24 protein-coding genes and 1 pseudogene are annotated in these 26,500 nt (G+C 64.1%); 18 read left to right on the top strand and 7 right to left on the bottom strand.

From position 1 onward, the window contains the following. Positions 1-121 precede the first annotated feature (121 nt). Genes QQK18_RS26915 through QQK18_RS26905 form a run of 3 tightly spaced genes read left to right on the top strand, consistent with a single transcriptional unit; the run spans position 122 to position 2,946 of the window. Positions 122-1,291, top strand: coding sequence for an MFS transporter (locus tag QQK18_RS26915; RefSeq protein ID WP_284343510.1), 1,170 nt, complete (start codon positions 122-124; stop codon positions 1,289-1,291). A gap of 1 nt (position 1,292) precedes the next feature. Next, complete coding sequence (locus QQK18_RS26910; protein ID WP_284343509.1) at positions 1,293-2,480, top strand: MFS transporter; 1,188 nt, start codon at positions 1,293-1,295, stop codon at positions 2,478-2,480. Between the two features lie 4 nt (positions 2,481-2,484). Beyond that, a complete protein-coding gene (locus tag QQK18_RS26905) occupies positions 2,485-2,946 on the top strand; it encodes an MmcB family DNA repair protein (protein WP_284343508.1) in 462 nt (153 codons plus the stop codon). Between the two features lie 16 nt (positions 2,947-2,962). On the opposite strand, the gene QQK18_RS26900 is transcribed toward QQK18_RS26905, so the two are convergent. Next, positions 2,963-3,694, bottom strand: a complete 732-nt coding sequence (locus QQK18_RS26900) for a M48 family metallopeptidase (protein ID WP_284343507.1) — start codon at positions 3,692-3,694, stop codon at positions 2,963-2,965. A 107-nt stretch (positions 3,695-3,801) separates the two neighbouring features. Further along, a complete protein-coding gene (locus QQK18_RS26895) occupies positions 3,802-4,257 on the bottom strand; it encodes a DUF2852 domain-containing protein (protein WP_284343506.1) in 456 nt (151 codons plus the stop codon). 149 nt (positions 4,258-4,406) lie between these two features. Here QQK18_RS26895 and QQK18_RS26890 point away from each other — a divergent pair, with 149 nt between their 5' ends. From QQK18_RS26890 to QQK18_RS26880, 3 genes are all read left to right on the top strand, one after another. Then, positions 4,407-5,720, top strand: coding sequence for an ActS/PrrB/RegB family redox-sensitive histidine kinase (locus QQK18_RS26890; protein WP_284343505.1), 1,314 nt, complete (start codon positions 4,407-4,409; stop codon positions 5,718-5,720). A 50-nt stretch (positions 5,721-5,770) separates the two neighbouring features. Beyond that, the gene (locus QQK18_RS26885; protein WP_284343504.1) at positions 5,771-6,322 is read left to right on the top strand and encodes an ActR/PrrA/RegA family redox response regulator transcription factor; all 552 of its coding nucleotides are present in this window, start codon (positions 5,771-5,773) and stop codon (positions 6,320-6,322) included. Positions 6,323-6,565: 243 nt separating this feature from the next. Next, positions 6,566-8,209, top strand: coding sequence for an MBL fold metallo-hydrolase RNA specificity domain-containing protein (locus QQK18_RS26880; RefSeq protein ID WP_284343503.1), 1,644 nt, complete (start codon positions 6,566-6,568; stop codon positions 8,207-8,209). A 4-nt stretch (positions 8,210-8,213) separates the two neighbouring features. Here QQK18_RS26880 and QQK18_RS26875 read toward each other — a convergent pair whose 3' ends face one another. The 3 genes from QQK18_RS26875 to QQK18_RS26865 form a co-directional block, all read right to left on the bottom strand. Next, the gene (locus tag QQK18_RS26875; protein ID WP_284343502.1) at positions 8,214-9,362 is read right to left on the bottom strand and encodes an MFS transporter; all 1,149 of its coding nucleotides are present in this window, start codon (positions 9,360-9,362) and stop codon (positions 8,214-8,216) included. An 84-nt stretch (positions 9,363-9,446) separates the two neighbouring features. Next, positions 9,447-11,897, bottom strand: coding sequence for a transglycosylase domain-containing protein (locus QQK18_RS26870; protein WP_284343501.1), 2,451 nt, complete (start codon positions 11,895-11,897; stop codon positions 9,447-9,449). A gap of 232 nt (positions 11,898-12,129) precedes the next feature. Continuing rightward, positions 12,130-12,471 carry a hypothetical protein gene (locus QQK18_RS26865; protein WP_284343500.1) on the bottom strand — a complete coding sequence of 114 codons (342 nt, stop codon included), beginning with the start codon at positions 12,469-12,471 and terminating at the stop codon, positions 12,130-12,132. Between the two features lie 280 nt (positions 12,472-12,751). Between QQK18_RS26865 and QQK18_RS26860 the strand changes: the two genes are divergently transcribed. The 3 genes from QQK18_RS26860 (at position 12,752) to QQK18_RS26850 (ending at position 15,584) form a co-directional block, all read left to right on the top strand. Beyond that, a complete protein-coding gene (locus QQK18_RS26860; RefSeq protein ID WP_284343499.1) occupies positions 12,752-13,609 on the top strand; it encodes a metallophosphoesterase family protein in 858 nt (285 codons plus the stop codon). Positions 13,610-13,645: 36 nt separating this feature from the next. Next, positions 13,646-14,101, top strand: a complete 456-nt coding sequence (locus QQK18_RS26855) for an NUDIX hydrolase (RefSeq protein WP_284343498.1) — start codon at positions 13,646-13,648, stop codon at positions 14,099-14,101. 145 nt (positions 14,102-14,246) lie between these two features. Continuing rightward, positions 14,247-15,584, top strand: a complete 1,338-nt coding sequence (locus tag QQK18_RS26850; protein ID WP_284343497.1) for an Ig-like domain-containing protein — start codon at positions 14,247-14,249, stop codon at positions 15,582-15,584. Between the two features lie 45 nt (positions 15,585-15,629). Here the strand turns inward: QQK18_RS26850 and QQK18_RS26845 are convergent, their stop codons facing one another. Then, positions 15,630-16,430 carry an endonuclease/exonuclease/phosphatase family protein gene (locus QQK18_RS26845; RefSeq protein ID WP_284343496.1) on the bottom strand — a complete coding sequence of 267 codons (801 nt, stop codon included), beginning with the start codon at positions 16,428-16,430 and terminating at the stop codon, positions 15,630-15,632. A gap of 200 nt (positions 16,431-16,630) precedes the next feature. Between QQK18_RS26845 and QQK18_RS26840 the strand changes: the two genes are divergently transcribed. From QQK18_RS26840 to QQK18_RS26825, 5 genes and pseudogenes are all read left to right on the top strand, one after another. Beyond that, positions 16,631-17,668 (top strand): substrate-binding domain-containing protein, encoded by a 1,038-nt coding sequence (locus QQK18_RS26840; RefSeq protein ID WP_348523259.1) that lies wholly within the window; start codon positions 16,631-16,633, stop codon positions 17,666-17,668. 62 nt (positions 17,669-17,730) lie between these two features. Then, positions 17,731-18,744, top strand: a complete 1,014-nt coding sequence (locus QQK18_RS26835) for an ABC transporter permease (RefSeq protein ID WP_284343495.1) — start codon at positions 17,731-17,733, stop codon at positions 18,742-18,744. Next, positions 18,741-19,487 carry an ATP-binding cassette domain-containing protein gene (locus tag QQK18_RS26830; protein ID WP_284343494.1) on the top strand — a complete coding sequence of 249 codons (747 nt, stop codon included), beginning with the start codon at positions 18,741-18,743 and terminating at the stop codon, positions 19,485-19,487. Before QQK18_RS26835 ends, QQK18_RS26830 begins: the two co-directional genes overlap by 4 nt. Next, positions 19,484-19,651 (top strand): annotated as a pseudogene (locus QQK18_RS27645) (LacI family DNA-binding transcriptional regulator); the annotation flags it as partial. The gene QQK18_RS26830 and the pseudogene QQK18_RS27645, both read left to right, overlap by 4 nt. 27 nt (positions 19,652-19,678) lie before the next feature. Next, positions 19,679-20,527 carry a substrate-binding domain-containing protein gene (locus tag QQK18_RS26825; protein WP_284343493.1) on the top strand — a complete coding sequence of 283 codons (849 nt, stop codon included), beginning with the start codon at positions 19,679-19,681 and terminating at the stop codon, positions 20,525-20,527. Between the two features lie 116 nt (positions 20,528-20,643). Here the strand turns inward: QQK18_RS26825 and QQK18_RS26820 are convergent, their stop codons facing one another. Next, complete coding sequence (locus QQK18_RS26820) at positions 20,644-21,459, bottom strand: DeoR/GlpR family DNA-binding transcription regulator (RefSeq protein WP_284343492.1); 816 nt, start codon at positions 21,457-21,459, stop codon at positions 20,644-20,646. 141 nt (positions 21,460-21,600) lie between these two features. On the opposite strand from QQK18_RS26820, the gene QQK18_RS26815 reads away from it, so the two are divergent. The 4 genes from QQK18_RS26815 (at position 21,601) to QQK18_RS26800 (ending at position 26,430) form a co-directional block, all read left to right on the top strand. Next, complete coding sequence (locus QQK18_RS26815) at positions 21,601-23,343, top strand: ABC transporter substrate-binding protein (RefSeq protein ID WP_284343491.1); 1,743 nt, start codon at positions 21,601-21,603, stop codon at positions 23,341-23,343. An 80-nt stretch (positions 23,344-23,423) separates the two neighbouring features. Continuing rightward, positions 23,424-24,497 (top strand): ABC transporter ATP-binding protein, encoded by a 1,074-nt coding sequence (locus QQK18_RS26810; protein WP_284343490.1) that lies wholly within the window; start codon positions 23,424-23,426, stop codon positions 24,495-24,497. After that, entirely contained in the window at positions 24,497-25,570 is a 1,074-nt protein-coding gene (locus tag QQK18_RS26805) for an ABC transporter ATP-binding protein (protein WP_284343489.1), read from the top strand. Before QQK18_RS26810 ends, QQK18_RS26805 begins: the two co-directional genes overlap by 1 nt. Further along, a complete protein-coding gene (locus tag QQK18_RS26800; protein ID WP_284343488.1) occupies positions 25,567-26,430 on the top strand; it encodes a carbohydrate ABC transporter permease in 864 nt (287 codons plus the stop codon). The genes QQK18_RS26805 and QQK18_RS26800 overlap by 4 nt, the downstream gene beginning before the upstream one ends. The last annotated feature ends 70 nt before the right edge of the window (positions 26,431-26,500 follow it).

Here is a 26,500-nt window from a genome sequence, read left to right as displayed (position 1 = left end):
GGCCGTTTTTGCCGTTTAAATCGATTTCATTCCCGCCACTGATCTATTGCAACGTTCTTCCCCCGGCCCTCGATTTGCTCTAGCCTCCGCGCCGGTCTTGCGAGTTTGAGTCGATTCAATCATGAAATTGGGCCTCGATCTGCCGCCCCAGTTCCGGGTCTATGCGGCCTTCTTCATCTACGCCTTCTGCATGGGAAACCTGTTTCCGCGCCTGCCCGACATCCAGCATGGCATGGGGGTCGGCGAGGGGGCGTTGGGCCTCGCCCTCATCGGCTCGGCGGTCGGCACGCTGATCTCCCTGACCTTTGCGACGCCCGTTATCGAGCGCTTCGGACCACGACGCACCATCCTGGTGCTGCTGCCGGTCCTGGCGGTCCTCTACTGGCTGGCTGTCACGGCGTCCGGGCCCGTCGCCTTCTTTTCCCTCCTGCTGCCCGTGGGCCTTGCCATTGGCGCCATCGAGATCATCGTCAACCTCGAGGCCGACCGCACTGAGCACGCCATTGGCCGGCGCATCATGAACCGTGCGCATGCCTTCTGGAGCTTCGGGTTTTTCGCGGCCGGGCTCGTGGGGGCGCTCGTTGCTCAGCTCGGGGTCTCGGCGCAGGTGCACCTGCTGGGTGTCGTGCCGGTCGTGACCGTTGCCACCATCCTTTTCCTCGGCAAGTTCAGTCCGGCAGCGCATCGCACCGGCGGGAGCACCGACACGGCACCGCTCTTCGCCCGGCCGAGCCTGGCGATCCTCGTGCTGGTCGCAGTGACGCTCTCGGCGATGATTCTGGAGGGAGCCGGCGGCGACTGGTCGGCCATCTATATGCGCGACGTCTTTGCCGTCGAGCCGTTCCTGGCCGGTTTCGCCGTGGCGCTCGGCGCCGGCGCCCAAGCGCTCGCGCGGTTCTTTGCCGACGGGTTCGTCGAGCGCTACAGCCCCGTGGCGGTGGCCCGCACGCTTCTATCTGTGCTCGGGCTCGGTGCGCTCCTGGTGTTCTTCGCCACCAACGCGCCCATGGCGCTTTTCGGCTTCGCCCTCATGGGCATCGGCACCAGTGCGATCTTTCCGCTTGCCATGTCGGCCGCTGCCCAGCGCACCGATCGGCCCGCCTCGATCAATGTCGCAGCCCTCGCCCAGATATCGTTCGTCGCCTTCCTGCTCGGGCCGCCGCTCCTTGGGCTCATCGCCGAATCCTTCGGCATCCGCTTCTCGTTCGGCGTCGGGCTGCCGCTCGTTGTCCTCAGCTTCCTTGCCGCCGGCGCGCTCGGCCACAAGCCCATCAGGCACGAGGTGGACTGAAGTGATCGGCCCGCAGCACCGTATCTACGCCTGCTTTCTCCTCTTTGCGCTTTCGCTCGGCGCGCTGCTGTCGCGCCTGCCGGACCTGCAGGAGGCCTTGGGTGTCAGCGAGAGCCGGTTGGGGTTGACCATCATCGGCATGTCGATCGGATCGTTGATCTCGCTGACCCTGGCGAGCCCGCTGATCGTGCGGCTCGGCGCGCGCGTCACCGCCTTCACAACCGTCCTCGGCACCTCGGCGATCTACGCGCTGATCCCCTGGCTCGATAGCCCCGAGGCGGTGTTTGCGGCGCTGTTCGTTGCCGGGCTCCTTGGCGGCGCGTTAGAGATCAACCTCAATGTCGAGGCCGACCGGACGGAAGCGCAGCTCGGCAAGCGCATCATGAATCGTGCCCATGGCTTCTGGAGCCTCGGCTTCTTCGTCACCGCGCTCATCGGCGCGACCGTCCGTCAGGCCGGAATTTCCATGCAACTGCATACCGGCATCATTCTCGCCGTCGTCATCGTTATCGCCCTGGTGATGATTTCCGGCATGCGCAACGCCCCCGCCCGTATCGACGCGCATCAGGGCAAGGCCGGGCTATTCGCCTTTCCCAGTCTCGGTCTGCTGCCGCTTTGCCTTATCGGCATCGCCGCCTTCCTCATCGAAGGGGCTGGCATCGACTGGTCGGCGATCTACATGCGTGACGTATTTGCCGTCGAACCGTTCATCGGTGGCCTCAGTCTCACCCTCTTTGCCTTCTTCATGGCGCTGGCGCGCCTGCTCATCGATCCGGTGGTCGAGCGCTTCGGACCGCGCAGCGTCGCCGTCTCGCTCCTTGGCCTCGCCGCCCTCGGCGTGCTTGCAGTCGGCTTCGCGCCTCAGGCCGTCTTTGCACTGGTGGGCTTCTCATTGATGGGCATCGGCTGCTCGGCCGTCTATCCGCTCGCCGTCTCGGCCGCCGCCCAACGCACCGATCGGCCTGCATCGGTCAATGTCGCCGCGCTCGGGCAGGTGACCTTTGTCGTCTTCTTTCTCGCACCGCCCCTTCTCGGCTTCGTTGCCGAGTACTCCGGAATCCGCAATTCTTACCTCATCTGTCTGCCGGTGATCGTTCTGGGGCTTATCGCGACGCGCGCCCTTTCGACGCGCAAGGCCCCGGAGCCGCCGGCCGGAACCGCGCCGGAGCCCGCAACGCCGCTTGGATAATGCCGTGTCCGATCTGCCGCCCATCGCCGACCTCAGGCAATCGCAGACCGCCCTGCGGGTCCAGCGCGGCGTCATGCGTCTGTTGCGGCAGACCTACGACATGTGCTGCTTTGCCGAAGTGCCTCTGGCCAATGGCCGGCGCGCGGACGTTCTGGGCGTCGGGCCCAAGGGCGAGATCTGGATCGTTGAGATCAAGTCGAGCCTCGTCGACTTCCAGGTCGATCGCAAATGGCCCAACTACAAGGATTTCTGTGACCGCTTCTTCTTTGCCAAGCCCCCCGAGCTCGATCCGGATATCTTTCCGGCCGAGGAGGGGCTGATCGTGGCTGACGGGCATGACGGGGCGGTGCTGCGCGAAAGCGCGGAAACACCGCTGGCACCTGCTCGGCGCAAGGCCTTGATGCTGAAGCTCGTGCGGCTCGGTGCGGATCGCATTCATACCTTGATGGATCCGGGCCCCAAATAGGCCCAGCAATCGGAATTCAGGCGCCGAGCGTCATAAGCTCGCGTCCGTGCGCCTTGAGCCAGGCCTTGCCGTGCTCCATGTCGGGCAGGGTGCGCTTGACCGTCGCCCAGAAGGCCGGCGAGTGGTTCATCTCGACAAGATGGGCGACTTCATGGGCAGCGACATAGTCGAGCACATGACCGGGCGCACCGATCAGCCGCCAATTGTAGTTGAGATTGCCCGTCGACGAGCACGAACCCCATCGCGTCGATTGGCTCCTGAGCTTGATGGACCGCACGTTCACCCCGAGTCGCGCCGCATGGAAGCCGGTTTGCCGGGTGAGGTCGGAAAGGGCCTCGCTCTTCATCCAGTCGGTGATGCGGCGCGGATGGTGCGCCGCCTCGCCCGGCACCAGCAGGACTGCCTCGCCGTTTTCCTCGGCCGGCTCGACATGCCCGCGCAACCGGCCCGTGGCAACGATCCTGTGCGGCACGCCGCGCACCGGGACCAGCGATCCTTCGGCAAAGGCCACCGGCCGGGCACTCCGCCCAAGGCGGGCGGCCAGCCAGTTGCGGTGCCTGGCAAGGAACGCCTCCGCTTCCCTCCATTTCCCGTTGGGCGGAAGCGTCAGCACCGGTTGACCCGTATGCGGGATCGACAGGCGATAGTTGCGCGCCCGCGCATGGGTGCGCACCGCAACGCGTAAGGGCCGGCCATCGATCTCGATCACCGTTTCGGTGGGAATGGGGCGGGCAAAGAGCAGAGCCATGGGCCGTATCAAGCCGCGATTCGCGGCTGGCGCAAACGAAAAATGGCGCCCTCGAAAGGGCGCCAGTTTCAGGAAACCCCGGTCAGGGAGAGCCGGGAGGGGAGGGGTCAGCCGTTCTGGCCCCAATTGCTGCCGCCATTGTTGGGATCTTCCCCGTAATATCCCTGGCGGTTGCCGCGGCGATCTTGCATGAACCGGTCGAATTCCTCGCGGTCCTTGGCCTTGCGCAGGTTTTCCATGTACTCGTGGAACGCCTCGATCTCTTCGTCGAGCCGGCGGCGCTCCTCTTCGAGGCGCTTCAGCTGCTCCGCGCGGTAGTCGTCGAAAGCGGCGTTCCCGCTCGAGCGCATGGCGCCGTGGCGGTGGTGGGTCTTGGCCGACGTGCACCAGGACTTGCCCTGGTTCCAGTAGGCCTGCGCCTTCTCGGCCGAGCCGCCGAACTTCTCGCCCCAGAGGATGTAGGCGAGCATCGCCAGCCCCAGGGGCCAGAAGACGATGAAACCCAGGACCATCAGGCCGATGGTGATGGGCGACCATTGTGGTTTGATAATTGCTGTGCTCATGGTGTTTGTCTCCCAGTCACGAACGCCTTTGATTTGGGCGCCTGCCGGGTAGGATCAAGCATGTGCCTGTCGATTTTTGCTCTTGAAAAGCTCCGGGCCAATGCCCATACGGCGGGCCGTTCGGGCGATTTTGCCGGCCGGACGCAGCCATGAGCGCGACTTCGCCGACCACTTTTGCCGTGCCTCGGGTCTGGCGGCCGCTGCGCCTCGATACGCTGGTGCGCATCCGCTGGATCGCCATCACCGGGCAGCTTATCGGCGTGCTGTTCGTCGCCTTCGGGCTTGGATACCCGCTGCCGCTCCTGCCCTGCCTCATCCTCATTGCCTTGTCGGCGCTGGTCAATGTCGGGCTGGTGGTGCGGCTCGGGGCGGCCAACCGCCCGTCGCCGCGCTTTGCCGCAACCCAGATCGCCTACGACTGCCTGCAGCTTGGCGGGCTCCTGGCGCTGACCGGCGGCCTGCAGAATCCCTTCGCCCTGCTGCTGCTGGCGCCGGTTGCTGTCTCGGCGACTTCGCTGCCGCGGCGGGTGACGTTTGTCATTGCCGCTCTGGCCATCGTCATCGCCTCGGCGATTTCTGTCTTTCACCTGCCGCTGCCCTGGGACCCGGCAGAGCGCATCGTCTTCAACCGCGTCTATGTCATCGGCATATGGGTCTCGATCATCTGTGGGGTAGTGTTCATTTCGGCCTACACCATGCGCGTGTCGCGCGATGCCCGCCAGATTGCCGATGCGCTGGCAGCCACGGAACTGGCCCTCTCGCGACGCGAGCAGCTCTCGGCGCTCGACGGTATGGCGGCGGCCGCCGCCCACGAGCTCGGAACACCGCTCTCGACCATAGCGCTCGCCGCCAAGGAGATGCGCGCCGAGGTCGAGCCAGGCAGTATGCTGGCCGAGGATGTCGAACTCATCATCGCCCAGGCGGCGCGCTGCCGGGCGATCCTCGGCAAGCTGCGCAATCTGGGCTCCGACGGCGGCGACCCGTTTGCCGAAGTGCCGCTGACCGATCTCCTCGCCGAAGTCGCCCGACCCCACGAGGGGCGCGGCAAGGCGATCCTCTTCTATCACGAGGCGGCCGCCGGCCCGCCGCCGGTCTTCCGGCGCAATGTCGGCCTGCTCTACGGGCTCGGCAATCTCATCGAGAACGCCGCCGAGTTCGCCCGCGAGACGGTCAATATCGACACCAGCTGGGATGGCGAGGAGATTACCGTGACCATCACCGACGACGGTCCGGGCTTTCCGCTCGAGGTGATCGCGCGGCTGGGCGAGCCCTATCTCACCACCCGCGCCCGCGAGGCCCAGATCGCCGGCGCCGAGCAGCCGGGCGGTCTTGGCCTTGGGATCTTCATTGCCAAGACCCTGCTCGAGCGCACCGGCGCCAGGCTCTCCTTTACCAATATCGCGCCGAGCGGCCACGCACAGGTGCGGATCGTCTGGCCCCGCGCCGCGTTGGCGAACCAGTGAACGACTGCCAAGGCTTTGCTTTTGCGCGCGTTAAGCCTTATCTGAGAGCCATGAGTACAGTCGATGATCTCCTGGAAACCGACCCGAGCCTGCTGCTTGTCGATGACGATGCGGCGTTTCTCGGGCGTCTCGAGCGGGCGATGGCCCGCCGCGGGTTCGATGTGCGCACCGCCGGCAGCGTCGCCGCCGGCCTTGCTGCTGTTGCCGAGAAACCACCCGCCTACGCCGTGGTGGACTTGAGGCTCGAGGACGGTAACGGACTCGACGTGGTCTCGGCGCTCCACCAGAAGCGCCCGGATGCCAGGGCGGTGGTGTTGACCGGCTACGGCAATATCGCGACGGCCGTGACCGCGGTAAAGATCGGCGCAATAGACTATCTCTCCAAGCCCGCCGATGCCGACGACGTCATCAATGCGCTCCTCGCCACCGGCGAGGACAAGCCCGAGCCGCCCGAGAACCCCATGTCGGCCGACCGGGTACGCTGGGAGCACATCCAGCGCGTCTACGAGCTCTGCGACCGGAACGTGTCGGAAACCGCCCGCCGCCTCAATATGCACCGGCGCACCCTGCAGCGTATCCTCGCCAAGCGCGCCCCGCGCTAAGATGGTGTCGATATTCAGGTGATGCCGGTCTGCAGATACCCGTTTCCTGCGCTTCCGGTGCTCTCGTACCGCAAGGTACGCTGCGCGCCGGTTCTCGAAAACGGCCATTTTCGCCTCGGCCCGACCTGAATCCCAACACACCCAAGCACGTCGGCCCCAGGCAGATGCTGCGGCCGCTTGCGTTCAACAGATTGACAAGACTAGGCTTTATTGCTCACCGACCCGCCACGACAGGAGCCGCCGATGACCGTCACCCTTTATTTCCACGGCGCCGCGGGCACGGTCACCGGCTCATGCTATCGGGTCGTCCATCCGGGTGGACAGTTTCTTGTCGATTGCGGGCTCTTCCAGGGCAACAAGACGGTGCGCGATCTCAATCTCAAGCCGACGCCCTTCGATCCCAAGGCCATCGACTTCCTGCTTTTGACCCATGCCCATATCGACCACGCCGGGCTCTTGCCCAAGCTCTACCGCGAGGGCTGGCGCGGGCCGATGTGGATGACCGAACCCACCGCCGGGCTCCTCGAATATCTCCTGCCCGACAGCGCCGGCATCCAGGAGAGCGAGGCCGAGCGCGAGACCAAGAAGCGTGCCCGCAAGGGCGACGCTCCGGCCGAGCCACTCTATGCCATGGAGGACGCGACCGAGGCCTTGAAGCACTGCAAGGTGGTCGATTACGGCGAGTGGGTCGAACCGGGGCCGGGGGTCAGGGCCCGCTACTGGAACGCCGGCCATATCATCGGCTCGGCCTCCATCGAGGTCGAGGTCAGCGACGGCAACGGCAAATCCGTTCGCCTGATGTTTTCGGGCGATATCGGGCCGGACGAGAAGGTCTTCTACAACGAGCCGGAAGGACCGGCCGGTTTCGATTACATCCTTTGCGAATCGACCTATGGCGGGCGCGACCGCGACGACTATTCGCTCGAGCAACGCCGCGCGGCCCTGAAGACTGAGATCGCCACGGCCCTCTCGCGCGGTGGCAATCTGGTCATCCCCGCCTTTGCCGTCGAGCGCAGCCAGGAGCTCCTGCACGACATCGGCACGCTCATCAAGGCCGGCGAGATCGACCCGCAGCTCGTCTTCCTCGATTCTCCGCTCGCCAGCAAAGTCACCGGCGTCTACCGCGAACATTCGGAAATGTTCGAGGACACCGAGCTGACCGCCGACGAGCTCTTCAACGATCCGCGCTTCCGCATCGTCGAGTCGGTCGAGGAGAGCAAGGCGATCAACTCCATCCGCGGCGGAGCGATCATCATTTCGGCCTCGGGCATGGCCGATGCCGGCCGCATCAAGCATCACCTGCGCGCCAATCTCGTGCGCGCCAACGCCACGGTCCTCTTCGTCGGGTATCAGGCGCCGGGAACGCTCGGGCAGATCCTGCTCTCGGGCGCCAGGGACGTGCGCATCCATGGCCATGAGGTGCCGGTCAGGGCCGCCATCCGCTCCATGGGCAACTATTCGGCCCATGCCGACCATTCCGAGCTGATGGCCTGGATCCGGGAGCGCCTGCCGGCCCACGGCGCCATTTTCCTCACCCATGGCGAGGACGAGGAGCGCGCAGCCCTGCGCGAAGCGCTCGTCGCCGAGGGCGTCGGCGGCGACCAGGTGGTGCTGCCCATGCTCGACGACATGTTCGAACTCCAGGCCGAAGGCATTGCGGCGATCGTCAGGCCCGAACGGCCGCGGGTCGACGTCGCCCAGCTGGAATCGGACTGGCACAACGCCTTCGCCGACTTCACACTGCGCCTCAGCCAGCGTCTGCAGACGGCCTCCGACAGCCAAAAGCTCGCCATCATGCGCGAACTGCAGGAGACGCTTTCAGGCTTGGAGGCTGCGCCTCCGCCCACAGTGAAATCCGGCGGCGAAGCGCAGGCCTACGGGGAATAGGCTGTTAATCCCGTTTCGGTGACAGAACGAAGGCCAGCGCGAACGACAGCATCGTTGCAGGAACGAGGACGGCGAACGTCATGCGGATGCCGTAGTGCGTCGCGATGGACCCGAGCACTGCCGGCGCGGCAAGCACGATCATCGAGCTGGCCATGGTGACCGCCGCGACATTCTCCGAGGAAGGTCGGTCCTTGAGGCGGGCCGCGGCCGAGAGGGTCAGCGGATAGATCACGGACGTACCGAGCCCGATCAGGGCGAAGCCGAAGAGCGCGGCGATCGGCACCGGCGCCAGGACCACGATCAGCAGGCCCAGGCAGGCAAGCGCCATCAGGGCCCGCGCTACGGTGGGCGGCCCGTAGCGCTCGGTCCAGCCGTCGGCAAGCAGCCTCCCGACGGCCATGGTGGCGAGGAAGGCGGACAGCGCCAGCGAATCGAGCCAATCGGGCGCAGTGAAGCTGTCGCGCATATAGATGATCGACCAGGCACGTGCGCCGCCCTCGAGCAGCACACCCGAGAGCACGAAGCCGACGAGCAGGAGGGTCATCATGGTCGGTATGGCGATGAAGCGGCGTGGTCGGGTGCCGTCGTGAAGGCGGGGCGGAGCCGGCTGCAGCGGGAGGATGAGGGCGAGGGCGCCGACACCGATCGGCACCGTCATAAGAACGAGATGCTCGCTGGGCGCAACGCCAGCACCGCGCAGGACCGCGCCGAAAAGACTGGTGAGGAGTAGACCAGCGCTGGCAACGCCATGGCAGCGGTTCATGAAACGTCGGCCGACAGCGGCCTCGCTCCTGTCGGCCTCGACGTTCATGGCAAGATTGGTGAGGGCGAAGGCGCTGCCGTAGACGAGGAAGACGGCGAAAAGCGCAATGCTGTTCGGTGCGACGGCCGCAAGACCCGCACAGATCGCCAGCATCGGCAGGCCGAACAGCATGATACGGCGCGTACCGGCATGCTCAAGCACGGCGCTGGCGACAAAGAGCGTCGCGAGATTGCCGACCGGCTGGCCGATGAGCGCAACCCCCAGCGCGGCCTCGCTCAGGGCCAGCCCCGCCTGAATGTCGGGAACTCGGGTAAAGAGCGCGCCGGCGGTAATCGCCTGCAGCAAAAAGACGATCGCAATGCGGGTCTGCGGATCGACGGATCCAGTCATCGGCCGACACCCTGAACTGAGCACCCTCCCCATCCCGGCCGCTGGCCAGTGTATCGGGAGGGATTGGAATGCCGTAACGGCCGCTCAGTTCCCGAAGATCAGGTCCATCAGGGTGCGCTGCGAGCCTTCGCTCTGCTGCGGGGTCGGCTGGGGGGCATTGGGTTCCCATTGCAGCGGGGTGAACTGCTGGTTGGGATCGATCTGCTGGCCGGTCATCGGATCGACCTGCGGCACGCCCGGCTGGGTCTGCTGGATCGGATAGCCGGTAACCGGATCGATCTGCTGGCCCGTCGGCGCCTGCGCCTGCAGGACCTGGCCCGTTGCCGGGTCGATCTGCGCGGCCTGCGGGATCATCTGCCCTGTTGCCGGATCAACCTGCATGGGCACGGGCTGGCCGGTCATCGGATCGACGAACTGCACCATGGGCTGGCCCGTCATCGGATCGATCGCCGGCTGGCCGGTCGCAGGATCGATGATCTGCTGGGCAACGAGAGTCGAGTTGGCCGAATCGTACCCCGGTATGTCCGCGACCTCCATGCCCGCATGCGCCTTGGTCATGAATTCCGACCAGATGGCGACCGGCACGTTGCCGCCCGAGAGGCGAGTGCCCTCATTGTCGTCATTGCCGAGCCAGACGCCGGTGACCATCTTGGCGGTATAGCCGACGAACAGTGCGTCCTTGGCTTCCTGGCTGGTGCCGGTCTTGCCGGCGAACGGCCAGCCGCCGAGATTGGCGCCGCGCCCGGTGCCCACTTCCACCGCGGTCTTCAGCATGTCGTTCATTTCGGCCACGACCTCGGGCGCGAGCACGCGTCCCGGGCCAGCGTCGGACGCTTCATAGAGCACCTCGCCGTCCTTGGTCTCGATGCGCGTGATGACGTTCGGGATGACGCCGATGCCGCCATTGGCAAAAGGCGCATAGGCCGCCGTCAGCTCGAGCAGCGAAACCTCGGCGGTGCCGAGCGCGATAGAGGGTACCGCGGGCAGTTGTGCCGAGATGCCGAGGCGGTTGGCAACATCGATCACCGCCTGCGGCGTCACGTCGATGGCCAGCCGCCCGGCAACGGTGTTGAGCGAATAGGCAAGACCCTGCCGCAGTGTGACGAGACCGACGTATTTGTTGGTCGAGTTGCGCGGGCTCCACCCATTGTAGTCGAAGCGTGCGTCCTCGGCGACCGTCTCGGGAGTGTAGCCTTTTTCCATGGCCGCCACATAGACGAACGGCTTGAAGGCAGAACCGGGCTGGCGGCGGGAGGTGACGGCGCGGTTGTATTGGCTTTGCGTATAGTCGACGCCGCCGACCAGCGCCCTGATGGTGCCGGTCGTATCCATGGAGACCAGCGCGCCCTGGGTGAAGCCGCGTTTGGGACCTTCCTCGGCAACGAACTCCTTGACGATGAACTCGGCCTGCTTCTGCAGATCCCAATCGATGGTGGTGTGGACGACCACGTCCTCGTGCACCTCGCCAAGATAGGCGTTCATCAGGCTCTCGACCCAGTCGGCCACATAGTATTCGGCGCCGGCAATCCGCGTCGGAATCGACTTGTCCGGATCGACGGCCGCCGCGTCGGCCTCTTCGCGGGTGATGAAGCCGTCACGCACCATGGCGTTGAGCGTCAGGCGCTGTCGCTGGATGGCCTGCTGCTGGTCGTTCTTGGGGTTGTAGGCCGAGGGCGCGGGCAGGATGCCGGCAAGCATTGCCGCCTGGCCGAGCGAGAGATTGCGCGCCGAAACGCCGAAATAGGTCTGCGCCGCCGCCTCGATGCCGGTCGCGCCCGCGCCGAAATAGACGCGGTTCATATAGAGCTCGAGGATTTCCTGCTTGGTGTAGTTCTGCTCGAGCCAGACGGCGAGCACCGCCTCCTGCACCTTGCGCCCGAGCGTCTGGTCGGGCGAGAGGAACAGGTTCTTGGCCACCTGCTGGGTGATGGTCGAGGCCCCGCGGGTGACGCCGCGCGCCTGGACGCTTTCGATGAGGACAGCCGCCAGGCCGAGGGGGTCGACACCGAAGTGGTGCATGAAGCGCCGGTCTTCGGCCGAGATGAAGGCCGCCGGCACGTACCAGGGCAGCTCGCTGTAGCCGATGGCTTCACCGCCGGTCTTGCCGCGATTGGAGATCAGCCGTCCGTCGGCGGCCACTACGCGGATATTGGGCGGCCGGTCCGGCACCGCCCAAGTATCGGACGAGGGCAGCTGCATGCCGTAATAGACCACGATTCCCATGGCGGCGATTCCGCCCCAGAGGCAGGCAACGAACGCCCAGTAGAAGAGGCCGACGATGAAACCGCCAGCGCCCCGCCGCTTCCTCCTCGGCTTGGCAGCCTTGGCCGGCTTGGCGCGCCCGCGCTTTTGCGGTCGGGAAGGCTTTTGCGGTTTACCCGGAACGCCGCCTGAACGCTCGTCATCAACGAACTGGCCCACCCCCGCGCCCAGCGTCGGTTCCACACGCTCTCCCTTGCGCCCCGGCGCGCTCTTTGCGGCACGCTGGTTCTGCTGCCCGCCTACGCGGTCGTCGGGAGAGATGCGAAAATCCATATGAAGAGCCCTGATGCGGTTGCGTTCGCCCGTCCTTAGCCCATGGGACACCGGAGAGGAAACACTTCAATTGGTAGCGTAAAGGTAAATTCTCGGTGCTGGGCAACGCTCCGGCGGTCCGCACGCCGGCCGGGGCCATGCTTCAGCACACCTACGCTTGTCAGGGTAAATTGTGGCCGGTTTATGTGACGGTCTTCGGCTTGCCGCCCCCTGTTGTGCGTCGGCAACAGGCTCAGCAGTAGCGCTGCGCAAAGCTCAGGAGTGCGGCGGGCAGGAAATCCTTGGCCCCACCGGTCCACGCATCGATCTCGGTTTCCTCATAGTCGCCGCTTGCGCAGTCGTAGACAACCTCGGAGCGGCCGACCTCTTTGCCCTCGAGGACGACATCAAGCGCATAGGCGGTTTCACCCTCCTCTCTCACGCCCTCGGCGAGGACATCGTAGAAATAAGGCTGGTCAATATAGACGCGCAGCAGCGGCACCCCCGATTGCCCTTGAGCCGCGCCGGCCGAAACCGCGATCGCACCGGCGACGGCAGCCCAACGCAGGGTCTGCTTTCCTGAAGTCCTGATCATCTGCGGCTCCTCGAGAAAAACGCAGTGCGCCTGCTGCGCCCCGAATCGGTTGGGTCACTTGCAACTCCTTGTTATTGCGACATTTTCACCGAAAGCCAAGGCCAATCGCCCAGGTGTTCCGTGAATTATCGAACGGATCGCTTCCTGGATCGCATGCATTAGGCTTGAGCATCCTGCGGATCGGGGTGCAACGACGCACAATACGGCGACCTCGCACTTGTCGCGCCGGCCGCGCCGGGCTACTCACGCCCGCATGCCGCCTTCAGGAGGACGCAAGCCCGTGCCCCGCATCGCCTTCATTGCCGATATCCACCACGGCGAGGATGTCCTGACCAAGAAGAGTTCGCAGGCGCTGCAGCTTTTTGCGCAATTCGCCGAGTTCGTGGCGGCCGAACAGCCTGATCTGGTGATCGATCTCGGCGACCGCATCGCCGACCGCAGCCACGATACGGACCTGATGCTGGAGCACGAGGTCGCCGCTGCGTTTGCGTCTATACGGGTGCCGATCCGGCACCTCTGCGGCAATCACGACCGCGATTTCCTCAGCGTTGCGGAGAATGAAGCGATCCTCGACCAGTCAATGGGCCATGAAGTTGTGGACCTCGGCTCCTGGCAGGTGCTGGTATGGCGGGCGGACACGCGCATCCACCGGCTACCCGAGGGCGACACCTTCCGCCTCGCCGACGGGGACCTCGATTGGCTTGCCGATCACGTACGGCAGGCAGTAAAGCCTACGCTCGTCGTGTCGCACGTTCCCCTGTCGGGGCAGTCGCAGCGCAGCAATTATTACTTCCACGCCAACTACGGCATCTCGATCTACCCTGAACTCGAGCCGATTCAGGCCGCTCTGCGCGAAGCCCGCATGCCCATGATCTGCGTGTCCGGACACGTGCATTGGAATAGTCTGACCATCGTTGACGCCATTCCGCATGTGACGCTCCAATCGCTGTCAGAAAGCTGGCCGCATCCGCCGAAGGCCGCCAAGGCCTGGGGCCTGCTCAAGCTCAGCGAAACGATCGACTGGACGGCCTTCGGCCGGCAGAGGTTCCAGTTCAGCCTGAATGCCATGTCCACCGCCGAACGGGGGCTGGCGCCGCATCCGCCCTTTGGCCGTAGCGAGGTAGTCGACGCCGGCTGATCGGATCCCACCGACCGAACCATCCCTTGAGGTCACATGTCCATGTGGAGACCACCCGAAAAGATCCGCGTAAAAGTCCTCGGCCTCATCTGGAATGGGGGCAGGATTCTGGCGGCGGAGGTGAAGCAGGACAACGGGCAGGTCAAGGGTATCCGCCCGCCCGGCGGCACGGTCGAATTCGGCGAGACACGGGAACAGGCCCTTGAGCGCGAATTCGAGGAGGAACTCCATTGCGGCACCACCATCCTTGGTCCCTGGATCGCGCTCGAAAATCTCTTTGTGCATGAAGGTGCGGTAGGTCACGAGTATATCTTTGCCGCTCCGGTCCGGCTGCACGACGAATCCTATTACAAGCGGGATGCAGTCGATCTCGTTGAAAACGACATGAGCGTCTGGACCGCGCGGTGGTTCGATCCCCATCACCTGCCGGACGGCATAGCTCTCTATCCTCAGGGATTAGCCGATCAACTCGGCCAGACGGTTTCAGTGTGATGAGGTCTGCGCAATCAGGGGTCCAATCTTCATGCTTTGAACACCCTGTTTGAGCATCGCCATCGGAGGCCTCTACGTGTCTTGGTAGCCTGCCTCGCACAACGTGCCCATGCCCTCCTCCCCCTATGAAGTTAAGAGGATCATGATGCCGACGCTCAGCAATGGCAGCGAACTGACTGTCTTGGAGGGAGGCGGACCGCATGTCGCCTACTCCTTCACCTTGACCGATGCGCAAGGCGACGTTTCCGATCCCATCGGAGCCCTGCCGGACTTTTTCTATGGCTGGGTAACACTGGAATCGGTCGACGTGTTCGACGGCTTCTTTGCCATCACCGGCTTCACCCACCACGGCAGGATTGAAACAGTTTCCGAGCTCGATACCTACCTCTTCGACAACGACGGTAATTTCATCCGCACCGTCCATGCCGAGGCGGCCTTCCTGTCCCTGGACGTCGTTTCGGTAACCGCCGAATCCTCTGACGATTTCGTGGTGACGTATAAAGGCGCCACTCCCTATGGCAGCGGCCAGAACACGCAGTATGGCGAGCATCAGATCATCGTCGAGGACGGCGTTGAGTTGCCCGATACGTTTGTCAACACCGCGCCGGTCCTCTCCGATCTCAACGTGGTCTTGGCAGGGGGACAGTCGGTGCTCGATGTCGAATTCCTAGCGACCGACGCAGACTTCGACTTTTTGAGCTTTACCATTGTCGATGGGCCCGACTACGGCACTGTCGAGCTCGACACCCGGTTCGACGGCAATCACTACCCATTTCCGGAAGGCGACTATCTCGGCAGCGTCCACTATCACGCGTCGTTTCTCAGCGGCAATCTGTTCGACTATCGTCCGCAGTCCGGGTTCGTCGGCACCGATACGTTCACGGTCATGGCGACGGACGGCCAGGGCAACAGCAACCTGTCAACGATCACCATCACGGTCGGCGGCTCCATGGCCGGACCCGAGTACATGTCGCTCACCAATGGCGTCGACATCGTGCGCTACCAGACGAGCGATCATGCCGTGCTTGTAGCAGCGAGGGGCGGCGACGACGATCTGACAGGCAGCCGATACAACGACTCCCTCAATGGCGGTGCCGGCAACGATCTACTGCGCGGCGAACGGGGACGGGACAAGCTCACCGGCGGCCAGGGCGTGGACCGCATGCAGGGCGGCGCGGACAATGACACATTCATTTTCGCAGCCGGCGATATCGCCGATCCGCGGCAGTCGAACGGTCGTTTCGATCACATCATCGATTTCCATGGGGCCGGTCATTCCGGTTCCGGCGAGCAGGACTTCATCAGCCTATTGGGCTTCGGCGGAGATGCAACGCTGACCTTCGATCGTTATGCCAGCGACAATCAGCTGCTGCAGATCTACAAGGTGACAGACCCCGACAATCCCGGCAATGACGGGCTCATAATGGTGCAGATGGCAGACGGCCCGACCCAGATTGGCGACGGCGACTATTACTTCTTGTAGGCCTCTGAACCATTTAAAGGCGGTTGGTGCAACATCACCGCCTGTTCAGATCTCGAGCAGCAGGGGGCGGTGGTCGGAGACTTCCGGCTGTTCGACGACGTCGAAGCGGGCAACCCTTGTGTCGGCGCCGACCAGCATGTAGTCGGCAAAGCGCCCGGTTTTTTCATAGAACGAGGTGCGTGTACCGGAAAAACGGCGCGTGGTGACGAGGTCCGTGAGGCCGAGCTCGGCCAGGATCTCGAAGGTTTGGCTTTGCGGCTCGACGTTGAAATCGCCGCAGGCAACGACGAGGTCACCATCTTCGGCGGTGCGGGCGATGAGGTCTGCGAACCGCCTGGCCTGGGCCAGGCGCTCGGGCGAATCGGATTTGTCGCCCGGAATGCGCAGCCCGTGCATGTGGGCGATGGAGACGGTGCGGCCGGTCTCGAACTCATGGACGCGCACGGCATGGGCGCTGCGCGGACGCGGGTGCTCGCCGAAGTCGTCGGGCGAGAAGGCGCCGTGGACGAACGCCTGGGCCTGCCCGACGACCGCGAGCGAAGCGCGCACAAAGGTGGCGATGCCGAATTGCGACCAGACCGGCTCGGCGCCGTCCCAGAGGGCGCCCCGGGAGGCCGGGCAGAACATCGCTCTGTGCTGCGGCAGGGCCGCGGCGACTTCGCCCATAAGATCAGCGCGCTGCTCCAGCACGTGGTCGCCATCGCGATAGGTGAGCCAGGGCCGGGGGGAAGCGGGCGTTGCCACCACCTCCTGCAGGCAGAGGACATCGGGAGCAACGGTTTCCAGATAGGGCAGAAGGCGGTCGGGGAGCCGCCCGCCCCATGCGTTGAGACACATGATCTTCAAGATTGTTCCTCGTCATCTTCCGTCGCCGGCGTCAAAGCTTTATCCAGCCTGCCGGCGCTTGCGCAAATCGCAAATGACGACCCGGCTTCTGAATCCGACCGGCGGCACCGGCCACCAGCCGTCAGTCGCAGGACCAGCGAGTGAGGGCTGCATTGACCCCCTGCTCGAAGCCGCGTTAGGGTTCATTGCACACATGTGCAATGCGAGAAAGCATGGGGTTTTCTCGGGAAATATCGTTGTGGCGCCCATCAGAAAATTGCCTAACCGGCGCCTTCGGAGGAGGAGAAGTCATGACGTTGTTCCGCTCGAAGTTTCTGTTTTCCGGCGTGCTCCTGGCCGCGTTGATGGGAGGCGCTGGCGCCGCTCAGGCTCAGGATCTGACGATCACATCGTCGATGCCGGCGCTGGAGTTCCCATTTTTCGTTCACATGCAGAATGCTCTGCGCCAGGAGGCTGAGAGCATAGGCGGCATCGAGCTGATCGAAACCGACGGTCAGAACCAGACGACCAAACAGACCGCCGATGTCGAAGCGGCGATCATCCGCGGCGTCGATGGTATTATCATCAGTCCGCTCGATGCCGTGGCGATGGCGCCGGCCCTCCAGCAGGCGGTTGATGCGGGCATTCCCGTCGTGACCATCGACCGGCGCGTGGAGGGCGTTCCGGGTATTCTCGCTCATGTCGGCGCCGATAACGTGCTCGGTGGGGAGGCCCAGGGTCGCCTGATCATGGAAATGTTCCCGGACGGCGCGCGCATCATCAACTTGCAGGGCCAGCCCGGCGCCAGCCCAGCCATTGATCGCAACCAAGGCCTGCACAACGTGCTCGATCCCGTCTCCGACCGTTACGAGTTCGTCGCCGAACAGACCGCCAATTTTGCGCGCGCGGAAGGTGCCTCGGTGACCGAAGCGCTCCTGGCCGGAATGAGCACACCGCCGGACGTCATCGTGGCGGCCAATGACGATATGGCCCTCGGTGCCATTCAAGTCACCCAGGAGCGGGGGCTGGACATTCCGATCATCGGCTTCGACGCCCTGCCCGAAGCGTTGGCCTCGGTGCGTGATGGAGGTCTGGCCGCCACTATCGAGCAATTCCCGGGCGGCCAGAGCAGCACGGCATTGCAAGCGCTCGTGGAGTTCCTGCGCGATGGCAAGCAGCCGGAGGAGCTCATACTGCTCGAGCCCATCGCCATCACCGAGGCGAATATCGACGAGGCTGAACGGCTCGATGAGATCTAGTTGCCGACACATGTGAGGGCCCGGCAAGTGCGGGCCCTCCTCTCGAGGACGCGATGTCACCGATGCCCGATACCATTTTGCGCGTAGGCAGATTCGACCCCGCCGAGTTCGCCGCACGTTACGCGGCTCCACTGTTCCTGCTGTTGCTGATTGCGGTGTTCACCGCCCTTGAACCGCGCTTTGCCCACCCGCTCAACGTCTTCAACATTCTTCGTCAGGTTTCGATTTCCGGCCTCGTCGCCATTGGAATGACGTTCGTGATCCTGACCAAGGGGATCGATCTCTCCGTCGGGTCGTTGCTGGCACTGTCGGGGCTGGTTGGGGCATATGTCGCCAAAGGCGGGTTGGACGACCGCTTCGCCCTCGGGGGCGCGGCGACGGCCGCCAATCCCTTGTTCCTGGTGGTCCTTGCGGCGCTCGCCGCCGGCATGTTGGGGGGCGCAGTGCAGGGTTTGGCGATCACGCGGCTGAAGGTGCCGCCCTTCGTCGTAACCCTGGGAGGGTTGACGGCATTCCGAGGGGCGGCGCTGCTGTTTTCCGGCGGCGGCCCGATTTCAGGTTTCTCGGCCGACTATGCCTGGTGGGGACAAGGACGGATCGGCATGGTGCCCGTGCCGGTCGTCATTTTCTTAGGTGCCGCCCTGATTGCTCATTTCGTGCTCACTTACACCGTCTTCGGCAAGCACGTCTATGCGACAGGCGGCAATGAGCGAGCGGCGGACCTCAATGGAGTGCCGACGAGGCGTGTCGTCTTCATCACCTACGTCATCAGCGGGTTCGCGTGCGGGTTGGCGGGGTTTTTGCTCTCCGCCCGGCTCAATTCCGCCGAGGCCGTCGCCGGCAGCGGTCTCGAGTTGACCGTCATCGCCGCTGTCGTCATCGGGGGCACCAGTCTTTTTGGTGGTGTCGGCAGTATTGTGGGCACCGTTATCGGAGCGCTATTGCTCGGCGTGCTCACCAATGGCCTGGTGCTGCTCAACGTCTCCTCCTTCATCCAGCAGATCGTCATCGGAATTACTCTCGTGGCGGCGGTGACTCTCGACCAGTTCGCGGTGCGCCGCAGGCAAGCCCAATGAAACCTCCCATTCTCGAACTCAAAAACATTTCCAAACACTTCGGCGCCATCCAGGCGCTGGAGGGCATCGATGTCCAGCTGGGGCAGGGTGAGGTCGTCGGGTTGATGGGCGACAATGGTGCGGGCAAGTCGACGCTCGTGCGGATAATTGCAGGAAATTTCCAACCGAGCGCGGGCGAGGTTATCCTCGCTGGGGAGCGTGTGCGGTTTGCCAGCAGCGCCGGTGCACGACAGAGCGGCATCGAGGTCGTCCATCAGGACCTCGCGCTTTGCGACAATCTGACGGCCGCCGACAATGTGTTCCTCGGGCGCGAGCTCAGGCGCCGGATAGGGCCATTTAGCATACTCGACTACCGCGCCATGGCGCGGCGCGCGGCCGAGTTGTTCTCGGAATTGCAATCCGAAACCCGGCCGAACGACAAGGTGCGTCTGATGTCGGGCGGCCAGCGCCAGGCGGTGGCAATTGCCCGTACCCGCCTTTCTGACGCCAGGATCGTGCTCATGGACGAACCAACGGCCGCGATCAGTGTGCGACAGGTCGGCACGGTTCTCGATCTGATCAAACGTTTGCGCGACAGGGGCATAACCGTAGTCCTGATCAGCCACCGCATGCCGGACGTGTTTGCCGTCGCCGACCGACTGGTCGTGCTGCGCCGCGGACGCAAGGTCGCGGACAAACCCATCGCCGACACCACGCCCGAAGAAGCGACGGGCCTGATAACCGGCGCAATCGCAGTGGCATGAGCCCGAAGTCGAGTCCCGCTCCTCGTCCGCGTCGGGTTACTGCGCTCGACGTCGCCCGGTTGGCTGGCGTCTCCCGCTCGGCCGTATCGCGTACACTGACCGAAGGCGCCAGCGTCTCGGCAGAGACGCGCCAGAAGGTTCTGAGTGCTGCCGAAAAGCTCGGCTATCACCGAAACGCCCTGGTAAGGGGCATGATCACGCGCCGCAGCGGCATAATCGGGGTGATCACCGGCGGCCTGGAAAATCCGTTCCTTGCCGTGGCGCTCGAGCGCCTCGCCCGCCGGCTGCAGCGCGAGGGGCTCAAGAGCTTCATCTACTCCGGCGACGCCGAGAGCGATCTGCAATCGGCGCTCCCGGGGATGATCGAGTATCGCGTCGATGGTTGCATGTTCCTGACCAATGACTTGTCACCGGACACGGCGGCCAAATATGTCGGGCTCGGGATACCCCTGGTACTGGTATTCAGCCCGGGCATATCCACCACCAGCGGCGATCCGGTCGCGCCGATCGGATCGGTCAGCGTCGACAGCTTCGAAATCTCCCGCCGGATGGGCCACCTTATGGCCGATGGCGGCTGCCGAAGGCTCGCCTATTTATCCGGGCACCCGGACTCGACATCCAATCGGCTGCGGCATGAGGGATTCCAGCAGGGCCTGAGCGAGCGGGGAGCGATCCTGTCGTCCGTGGCTACCGGAAACTTCGTCTACACCGACGCTCTGCGGGGGGCGCGCAGGCTGCTGTCATCGGCCGAGCCGATCGATGCCATTTATTGTGGTAACGACCTGATGGCCATGGCCGCCCTCGATGTGGCCCGTGGTGAACTTGGGTTTGCGGTGCCGCATCAGTTGGCCGTTGCCGGTTTCGACGACATCCAGCTTGCCGGCGGCGCCGCCTACGATCTGACCACTGTTCGCCAGCCAGTATCTACGATGATCGATTTGGCCGCTGACCTCTTGCTTGAATACATTGAGCTGCCGACCAGCCCGTCTCGCAAAATCGTCGTTGACGCCGAACTGGTGCGGCGCGGCTCAACCCGCTGACCTGTAGCGGCATTCAACCTCGCATACGGTCCGCACACAGGTCCGTCGCAGGCGATGTCGGTGCCGTTCCGCCGCCGATCACCAGGACGTCGTAGACCCGTTCCGACCGGCTTTGGTCATGCCACGGATTGCTCTGCACTTGTTTCGGCGGCGATCTCCAATCTGACACCCGCCGCCAGGCAGATTTCGGTAATCTCCGGCGGTGGCGGTTCATCGGTGACGAAGACGTCGATCTGCTCCAGGTGCCCGATGCGCACCGGCGCCTTGCGGGAGAACTTCATGGCGTCGGCGACCAGGATGGTTTCGCGGGCGGTTTCGATGATTGCCTGAGCAACTTTCACTTCACGGAAATCGAAGTCCAGCAGCGTTCCGTCGGCATCGATCGCCGAAGCGCCGATGATCGCATAGTCGACCCGGAACTGGCGGATGAAATCCACCGCGGCCTCGCCGACGACGCCGCCATCCGAATGCCGCACCAGCCCGCCGGCAATGACGACTTCGGCGCTCTGCACCTCGCGCAGGATGTTGGCGGCATTGATGTTGTTGGTCACCGCCATGATGCCCTCATGGCGGCGGAGTGCCATGGCCACCTGCTCGGTGGTGGTGCCGATATTGATGATGATGGAGGCGTGGTCGGGGATCAGATCCGCCGCTTTCAGACCGATGCGGCGTTTGCCGTCGGCCGCCAGCATGCGCCTCGCCTCGTAGCCGTAATTGGCGACGCCGGAGGGGTAGGTGGCTCCGCCATGCATGCGGTTGAGTAGCCGCCGGTCGCACAGCTCATTGAGATCCTTGCGGATCGTCTGCGGCGTAACGGTAAAATGCAGTGCCAGCCCATCGACATCGACACGCCCGTGCTGCCGGGCCAGCGCCAGAATGTCTGCCTGACGTGGCGTCAGTCGGTCCACGTCAATCCTCCTGTTTGAGTTCATATGTATACAAGAGTGGCTTCACTTCGATAGTCATATTTTCACTTGACGTTCGTTTTTTTTCACTTGATGGTGGTTAACAGCTTCTAGAGGAAGAGGCTGACGACGCTTGAGGAGCGTCGATGTTCAGGGAGGGATATCCTAATGAAGACCAACCTGTTGGTCACGGTCGCGACTGCGGCCGTGATGACGTATGCGGCACCGGCGGTCGCCGACATGGCGGCCGCGGAGAAATGGATTGACAGTGAGTTCCAGCCGTCGACGCTGTCGCGCGACGAGCAACTGGAGCAGATGCAGTGGTTCATCGAGGCTGCCGAGCCCTATGCCGGCATGGAAATCAACGTGCTGAGTGAGGGTATTCCGACGCACGAATATGAAGCTCAGGTCCTGACGCGGGCGTTCGAAGAGATTACCGGCATCAGGGTGAACCACCAGATTCTCGGCGAGGGCGAGGTCGTGCAGGCCGTCCAGACCCAGATGCAGACCAATCGGAATCTCTATGACGCCTATGTCAACGATTCCGACCTGATCGGGACGCATTCGCGGCTGCAGAGCGCGGTGAACCTCACCGATTATATGGAAGGCGACGGCGCCGAGGTCACCGACCCGATGCTCGACCTCGACGACTTCATGGGCATCTCCTTCACCACCGGTCCCGACGGCAAGGTGTGGCAGCTGCCCGACCAGCAGTTTGCCAACCTCTACTGGTTCCGCGCCGACTGGTTCGAGCGGGAGGACCTGAAGGAGCAGTTCCAGGCCAAGTACGGCTACGAGCTCGGCGTGCCCGTGAACTGGTCGGCCTATGAGGACATCGCTCAGTTCTTCTCCGAGGACGTCCGTGAAATCGACGGCGTACGAATCTACGGCCACATGGATTACGGCAAGCGCGCGCCCGACCTCGGCTGGCGCATGACCGACGCCTGGCTGTCGATGGCCGGCTCCGGATCGCCGGGGCTGCCCAACGGCCGGCCCATCGACGAATGGGGCATCCGCATGGAGGAGGGCAGCTGCAATCCGCAGGGCGCGTCGGTCAGCCGCGGCGGCGAAACCAACGGACCGGCCTCGGTCTATGCCATCCGCAAATGGGACGAGTGGCTACGCGCCTACGCTCCGCCGGGCGCCGCCGACTATGACTTCTACCAGTCGCTCCCGGCACTGGCGCAGGGCAATGTGGCCCAGCAGATCTTCTGGTACACAGCCTTCCTCGCCGACATGGTCAAGCCCCAGAGCGAGGGCAACAACACTGTCGACGAAGAAGGCACGCCGCTCTGGAAGATGGCGCCGTCGCCGCACGGGCCGTACTGGCAGGATGGTCAGAAGCTCGGTTACCAGGACGTAGGCAGCTGGACGCTGTTCAAGTCGACGCCTCCCGACCGCATGGCCGCCGCTTGGCTCTATGCCCAGTTCGTCGTCTCCAAGACGGTTTCGTTGAAGAAGGCCCATACCGGGCTCACCATCGTCCGCGACAGCGACATCCGGCATGAGAGCTTCACCGAGCGGGCCCCGAAGCTGGGCGGCTGGGTCGAATTCTACCGCTCGCCCGACCGGGTGCTGTGGAGCCCGACGGGGGTCAACGTGCCGGACTATCCCAAGCTTGCCCAGCTCTGGTGGCAGCAGATCGGTGACGTGAACTCCGGTGCGTTCACGGCCCAGGAAGCCATGGACCGCCTGGCCGCCGAGATGGACACCACCATGGCCCGCATGCAGGCCGCCGACGAGGCCAACAACACCTATGGCGGCTGCGGGCCGCGATTGAATCCGGAGGTCGATCCGGCCGAATGGCTCGGCAAGGAGGGTGGCCCACACGCCGCTCTCGAGAACGAGAAGCCGCCGGGCGAGACCATAGCCTATGACGAGCTCGTCAAGCGCTGGACCGAAAACCAGTAGCGTCCTCCCAGGGTGGCGGCTCCGGGACGCGTGTTGTTCCGGGGCCGCGTTTCAACCTTCCGCCGCCAGCGAGCTCCTGCATGTCGTTAGAACTGCGCAACGTGTCGAAGGTGGTGGGCAACGAAGTCCACATCTTCCCGACCGATCTCACGCTAGAGGATGAGGGGTTCAACATCCTTCTCGGTACGACGCTCGCCGGCAAGACGACGCTGATGCAACTGATGGCGGGACTGCAGCGACCCACCGAGGGCGAAGTCTGGTTCCGCGGCAGGAACGTCACCGGCGTGCCGGTGCAGCAGCGCAACGTCTCGATGGTCTACCAGCAGTTCATCAACTACCCGAATTTCGACGTGTTCGAGAATATTGCATCGCCCCTGCGGGTCGCCGGCGTCAATGGCGCAGAGATCAAGTCGCGCGTGCTGGCCGTGTCCGACCTCTTGCGGCTGACGCCGATGCTCAACCGCCGGCCATCCGAGCTTTCCGGCGGGCAGCAGCAGCGCACCGCGCTCGCCCGTGCTTTGGTCAAGGATGCCGACCTCGTGCTGCTCGACGAGCCACTGGCAAATCTGGATTTCAAGCTGCGCGAGGAACTGCGCGACGAACTGCCCAAGCTGCTGTCGGGTCGCGGCTGCACTGTGGTCTACGCGACGACCGAACCGTCCGAGGCACTCCTGCTCGGCGGCCACACGGCGGCGCTGGCCAAGGGTCGGGTGCGGCAATTCGGTCCGACCGGCACCGTCTATCGCCAGCCGGCGAACCTCGAGAGCGCAGCCATCTTTTCCGAACCGCCGATCAACACCATCGCGGTGCGCAAGGCCGGCCATCGGTTGCTGGCGCCGGGAGGCCTCGACTGGCCAATCCCAGGCCCGCTCGCCAGCGCCGCCGACGGCGACTATATGCTGGCTCTGCGGCCGCACAACGTGGCCATCAAGCGGCGGCGCGAGACGGATACGCCGCTGACCGGGAATGTGCTGGTGACCGAGATCTCGGGCTCCGAAAGCGTCATCCATTTCGAGCTGCCGAACGATACCTGGGTCAGCCAGTCGCATGGCGTGCATCGTGTCGCGGTCGGCTCCACGGGCACCTTCTTCGCCGATCTGGGGCAGGCGATGATGTTCACCCCCGATGGCGTGCGCGTGAAAGGCGGTGTCTGATGGCCAGGATCACGCTGGAAGATCTCGCCCACACCTATTTCGACCCTGCCGAGGGTGACGTCGAGTGGGCTGTGCGGCGTCTCGATCTCGAATGGGCAGATGGCGGTGCCTTCGCGCTGCTCGGGCCGTCCGGCTGCGGCAAGACCACGCTGCTCAACATCATGTCCGGGTTGCTCCGCCCCACGCGGGGACGCATCCTGTTCGATGATCGCGACGTCACCGGACTCTCTCCCGAAGCACGCAACATCGCGCAGGTGTTCCAGTTCCCCGTCGTCTACGACACGATGAGCGTCTACGACAATATCGCCTTCCCCCTGCGCAATCGCGGCATGGCCGAAGCCGAGATTGCTCCTCGTGTGGCCGAGATCGCGGAACTCACCGAATTGACCCCGATGCTTCGGCAGCGTGCGGCGGGCCTCACCGCCGACGGCAAGCAGAAGATCTCGCTGGCCCGGGGGCTGGTCCGCCCCGACGTCAATCTGGTGATGTTCGACGAGCCGCTGACGGTGATCGATCCGCATCTCAAATGGGTGTTGCGCTCAAAGCTGCGCGAACTGCACCAGCGTGTGCGTACCACCATGATCTATGTGACCCACGACCAGACCGAAGCGTTGACCTTCGCCGACCAGGTGGTGGTGATGAATGCTGGTGAGGTGGTGCAGATCGGTACGCCCGTCGAATTGTTTGAGCAGCCACAGCACACCTTTGTCGGCCACTTCATCGGCTCCCCTGGAATGAACGTGCTGCCCGCCAAGATCGAGAATGGTACGGCGCTGTTTGGCGGCCAGCCCGTCGAGGTCGCTAATCCGGTTGCCGCCGCCGAGGGCGTCGTCGAACTCGGCATCCGCCCGGAATTCGTGCGCTTCGCGCCCACGGGCATTCCGGCCACGGTCACCAACGTCGCCGATGCAGGCCGCTACCGCATCATCGATACCGAGAGCCGCGGGCACAGCATAAAACTGCTGGTCGACGAGGGCGAACCGATCCCGTCGGGAGCCGTCAATCTCGGCTTCGCGCCCGGCCAGACTCGGCTCTACCGCGACGGTTGGCTGATCGGAGGAGCAGGGCGATGAACAAGACAGCCGACAACCGTGCCTGGCTCCTGGTTACGCCCGTGGTGCTTCTCGTTGCGTTCAACGCCCTGATTCCGCTGATGACCGTCGTCAACTATTCCGTTCAGGAAACCTTCGGCGACAACACCTTCTTCTGGTCCGGCGTCACCTGGTTCGAGCAGGTGCTGCGCGATCCGCGCTTTCACGGCGCCCTCGGCCGGCAGCTGTTCTTCACCGGCACCATCCTGCTGATCGAAATCCCGCTCGGTGTCGCCATCGCGCTCACAATGCCCAGGCGTGGCACATGGGTGTCGGTGTGCCTGGTGCTGATGGCGCTGCCGCTGCTGATACCCTGGAACGTCGTCGGCGCCATGTGGAACATCATGGCGCTGCCCGATATCGGCCTGCTCGGCCATACCCTCAATTCCATGGGCATCGACTACAACTACACGCGCCAGCCGGTCTCGGCCTGGGTCACGCTCATCGCCATGGATGTCTGGCACTGGACGTCGCTGGTGGTGCTGCTGGCCTATGCCGGGTTGGTCTCGATCCCCGAGGCTTACTACCAGGCGGCCAAGATCGACGGCGCCAAGCCTTGGGCGGTCTTCCGCTACATCCAGCTGCCCAAGATGAAGCGGGTGCTCACCATCGCCGTGCTGCTGCGCTTCATGGATAGCTTCATGATTTACACCGAACCGTCGGTGCTGACCGGCGGCGGGCCTGGGAGTTCGACCACTCTGCTGTCCATCGATCTGGTGAAGACGGCTCTGGGGCAGTTCGATCTCGGTCCGGCGGCAGCCACCTCGCTGGTCTATTTCCTGATCGTTCTCGCGGTGAGCTGGATCTTCTACACGCTGATGATGCGGACCGAGGAGAGTTGAGATGAAGACCGCCCGCTGGCTCGTCCCGACCGTCTACATCATCTTCCTGATGCTGCCGATCTACTGGCTG

The sequence above is a fragment of the Devosia nitrariae genome, assembly GCF_030160115.1.
Lineage (GTDB): Bacteria > Pseudomonadota > Alphaproteobacteria > Rhizobiales > Devosiaceae > Devosia > Devosia nitrariae.
The sequence above is the reverse complement of the archived record's forward strand: the minus strand, read 5'-3'. Positions and strand labels throughout refer to the sequence as shown.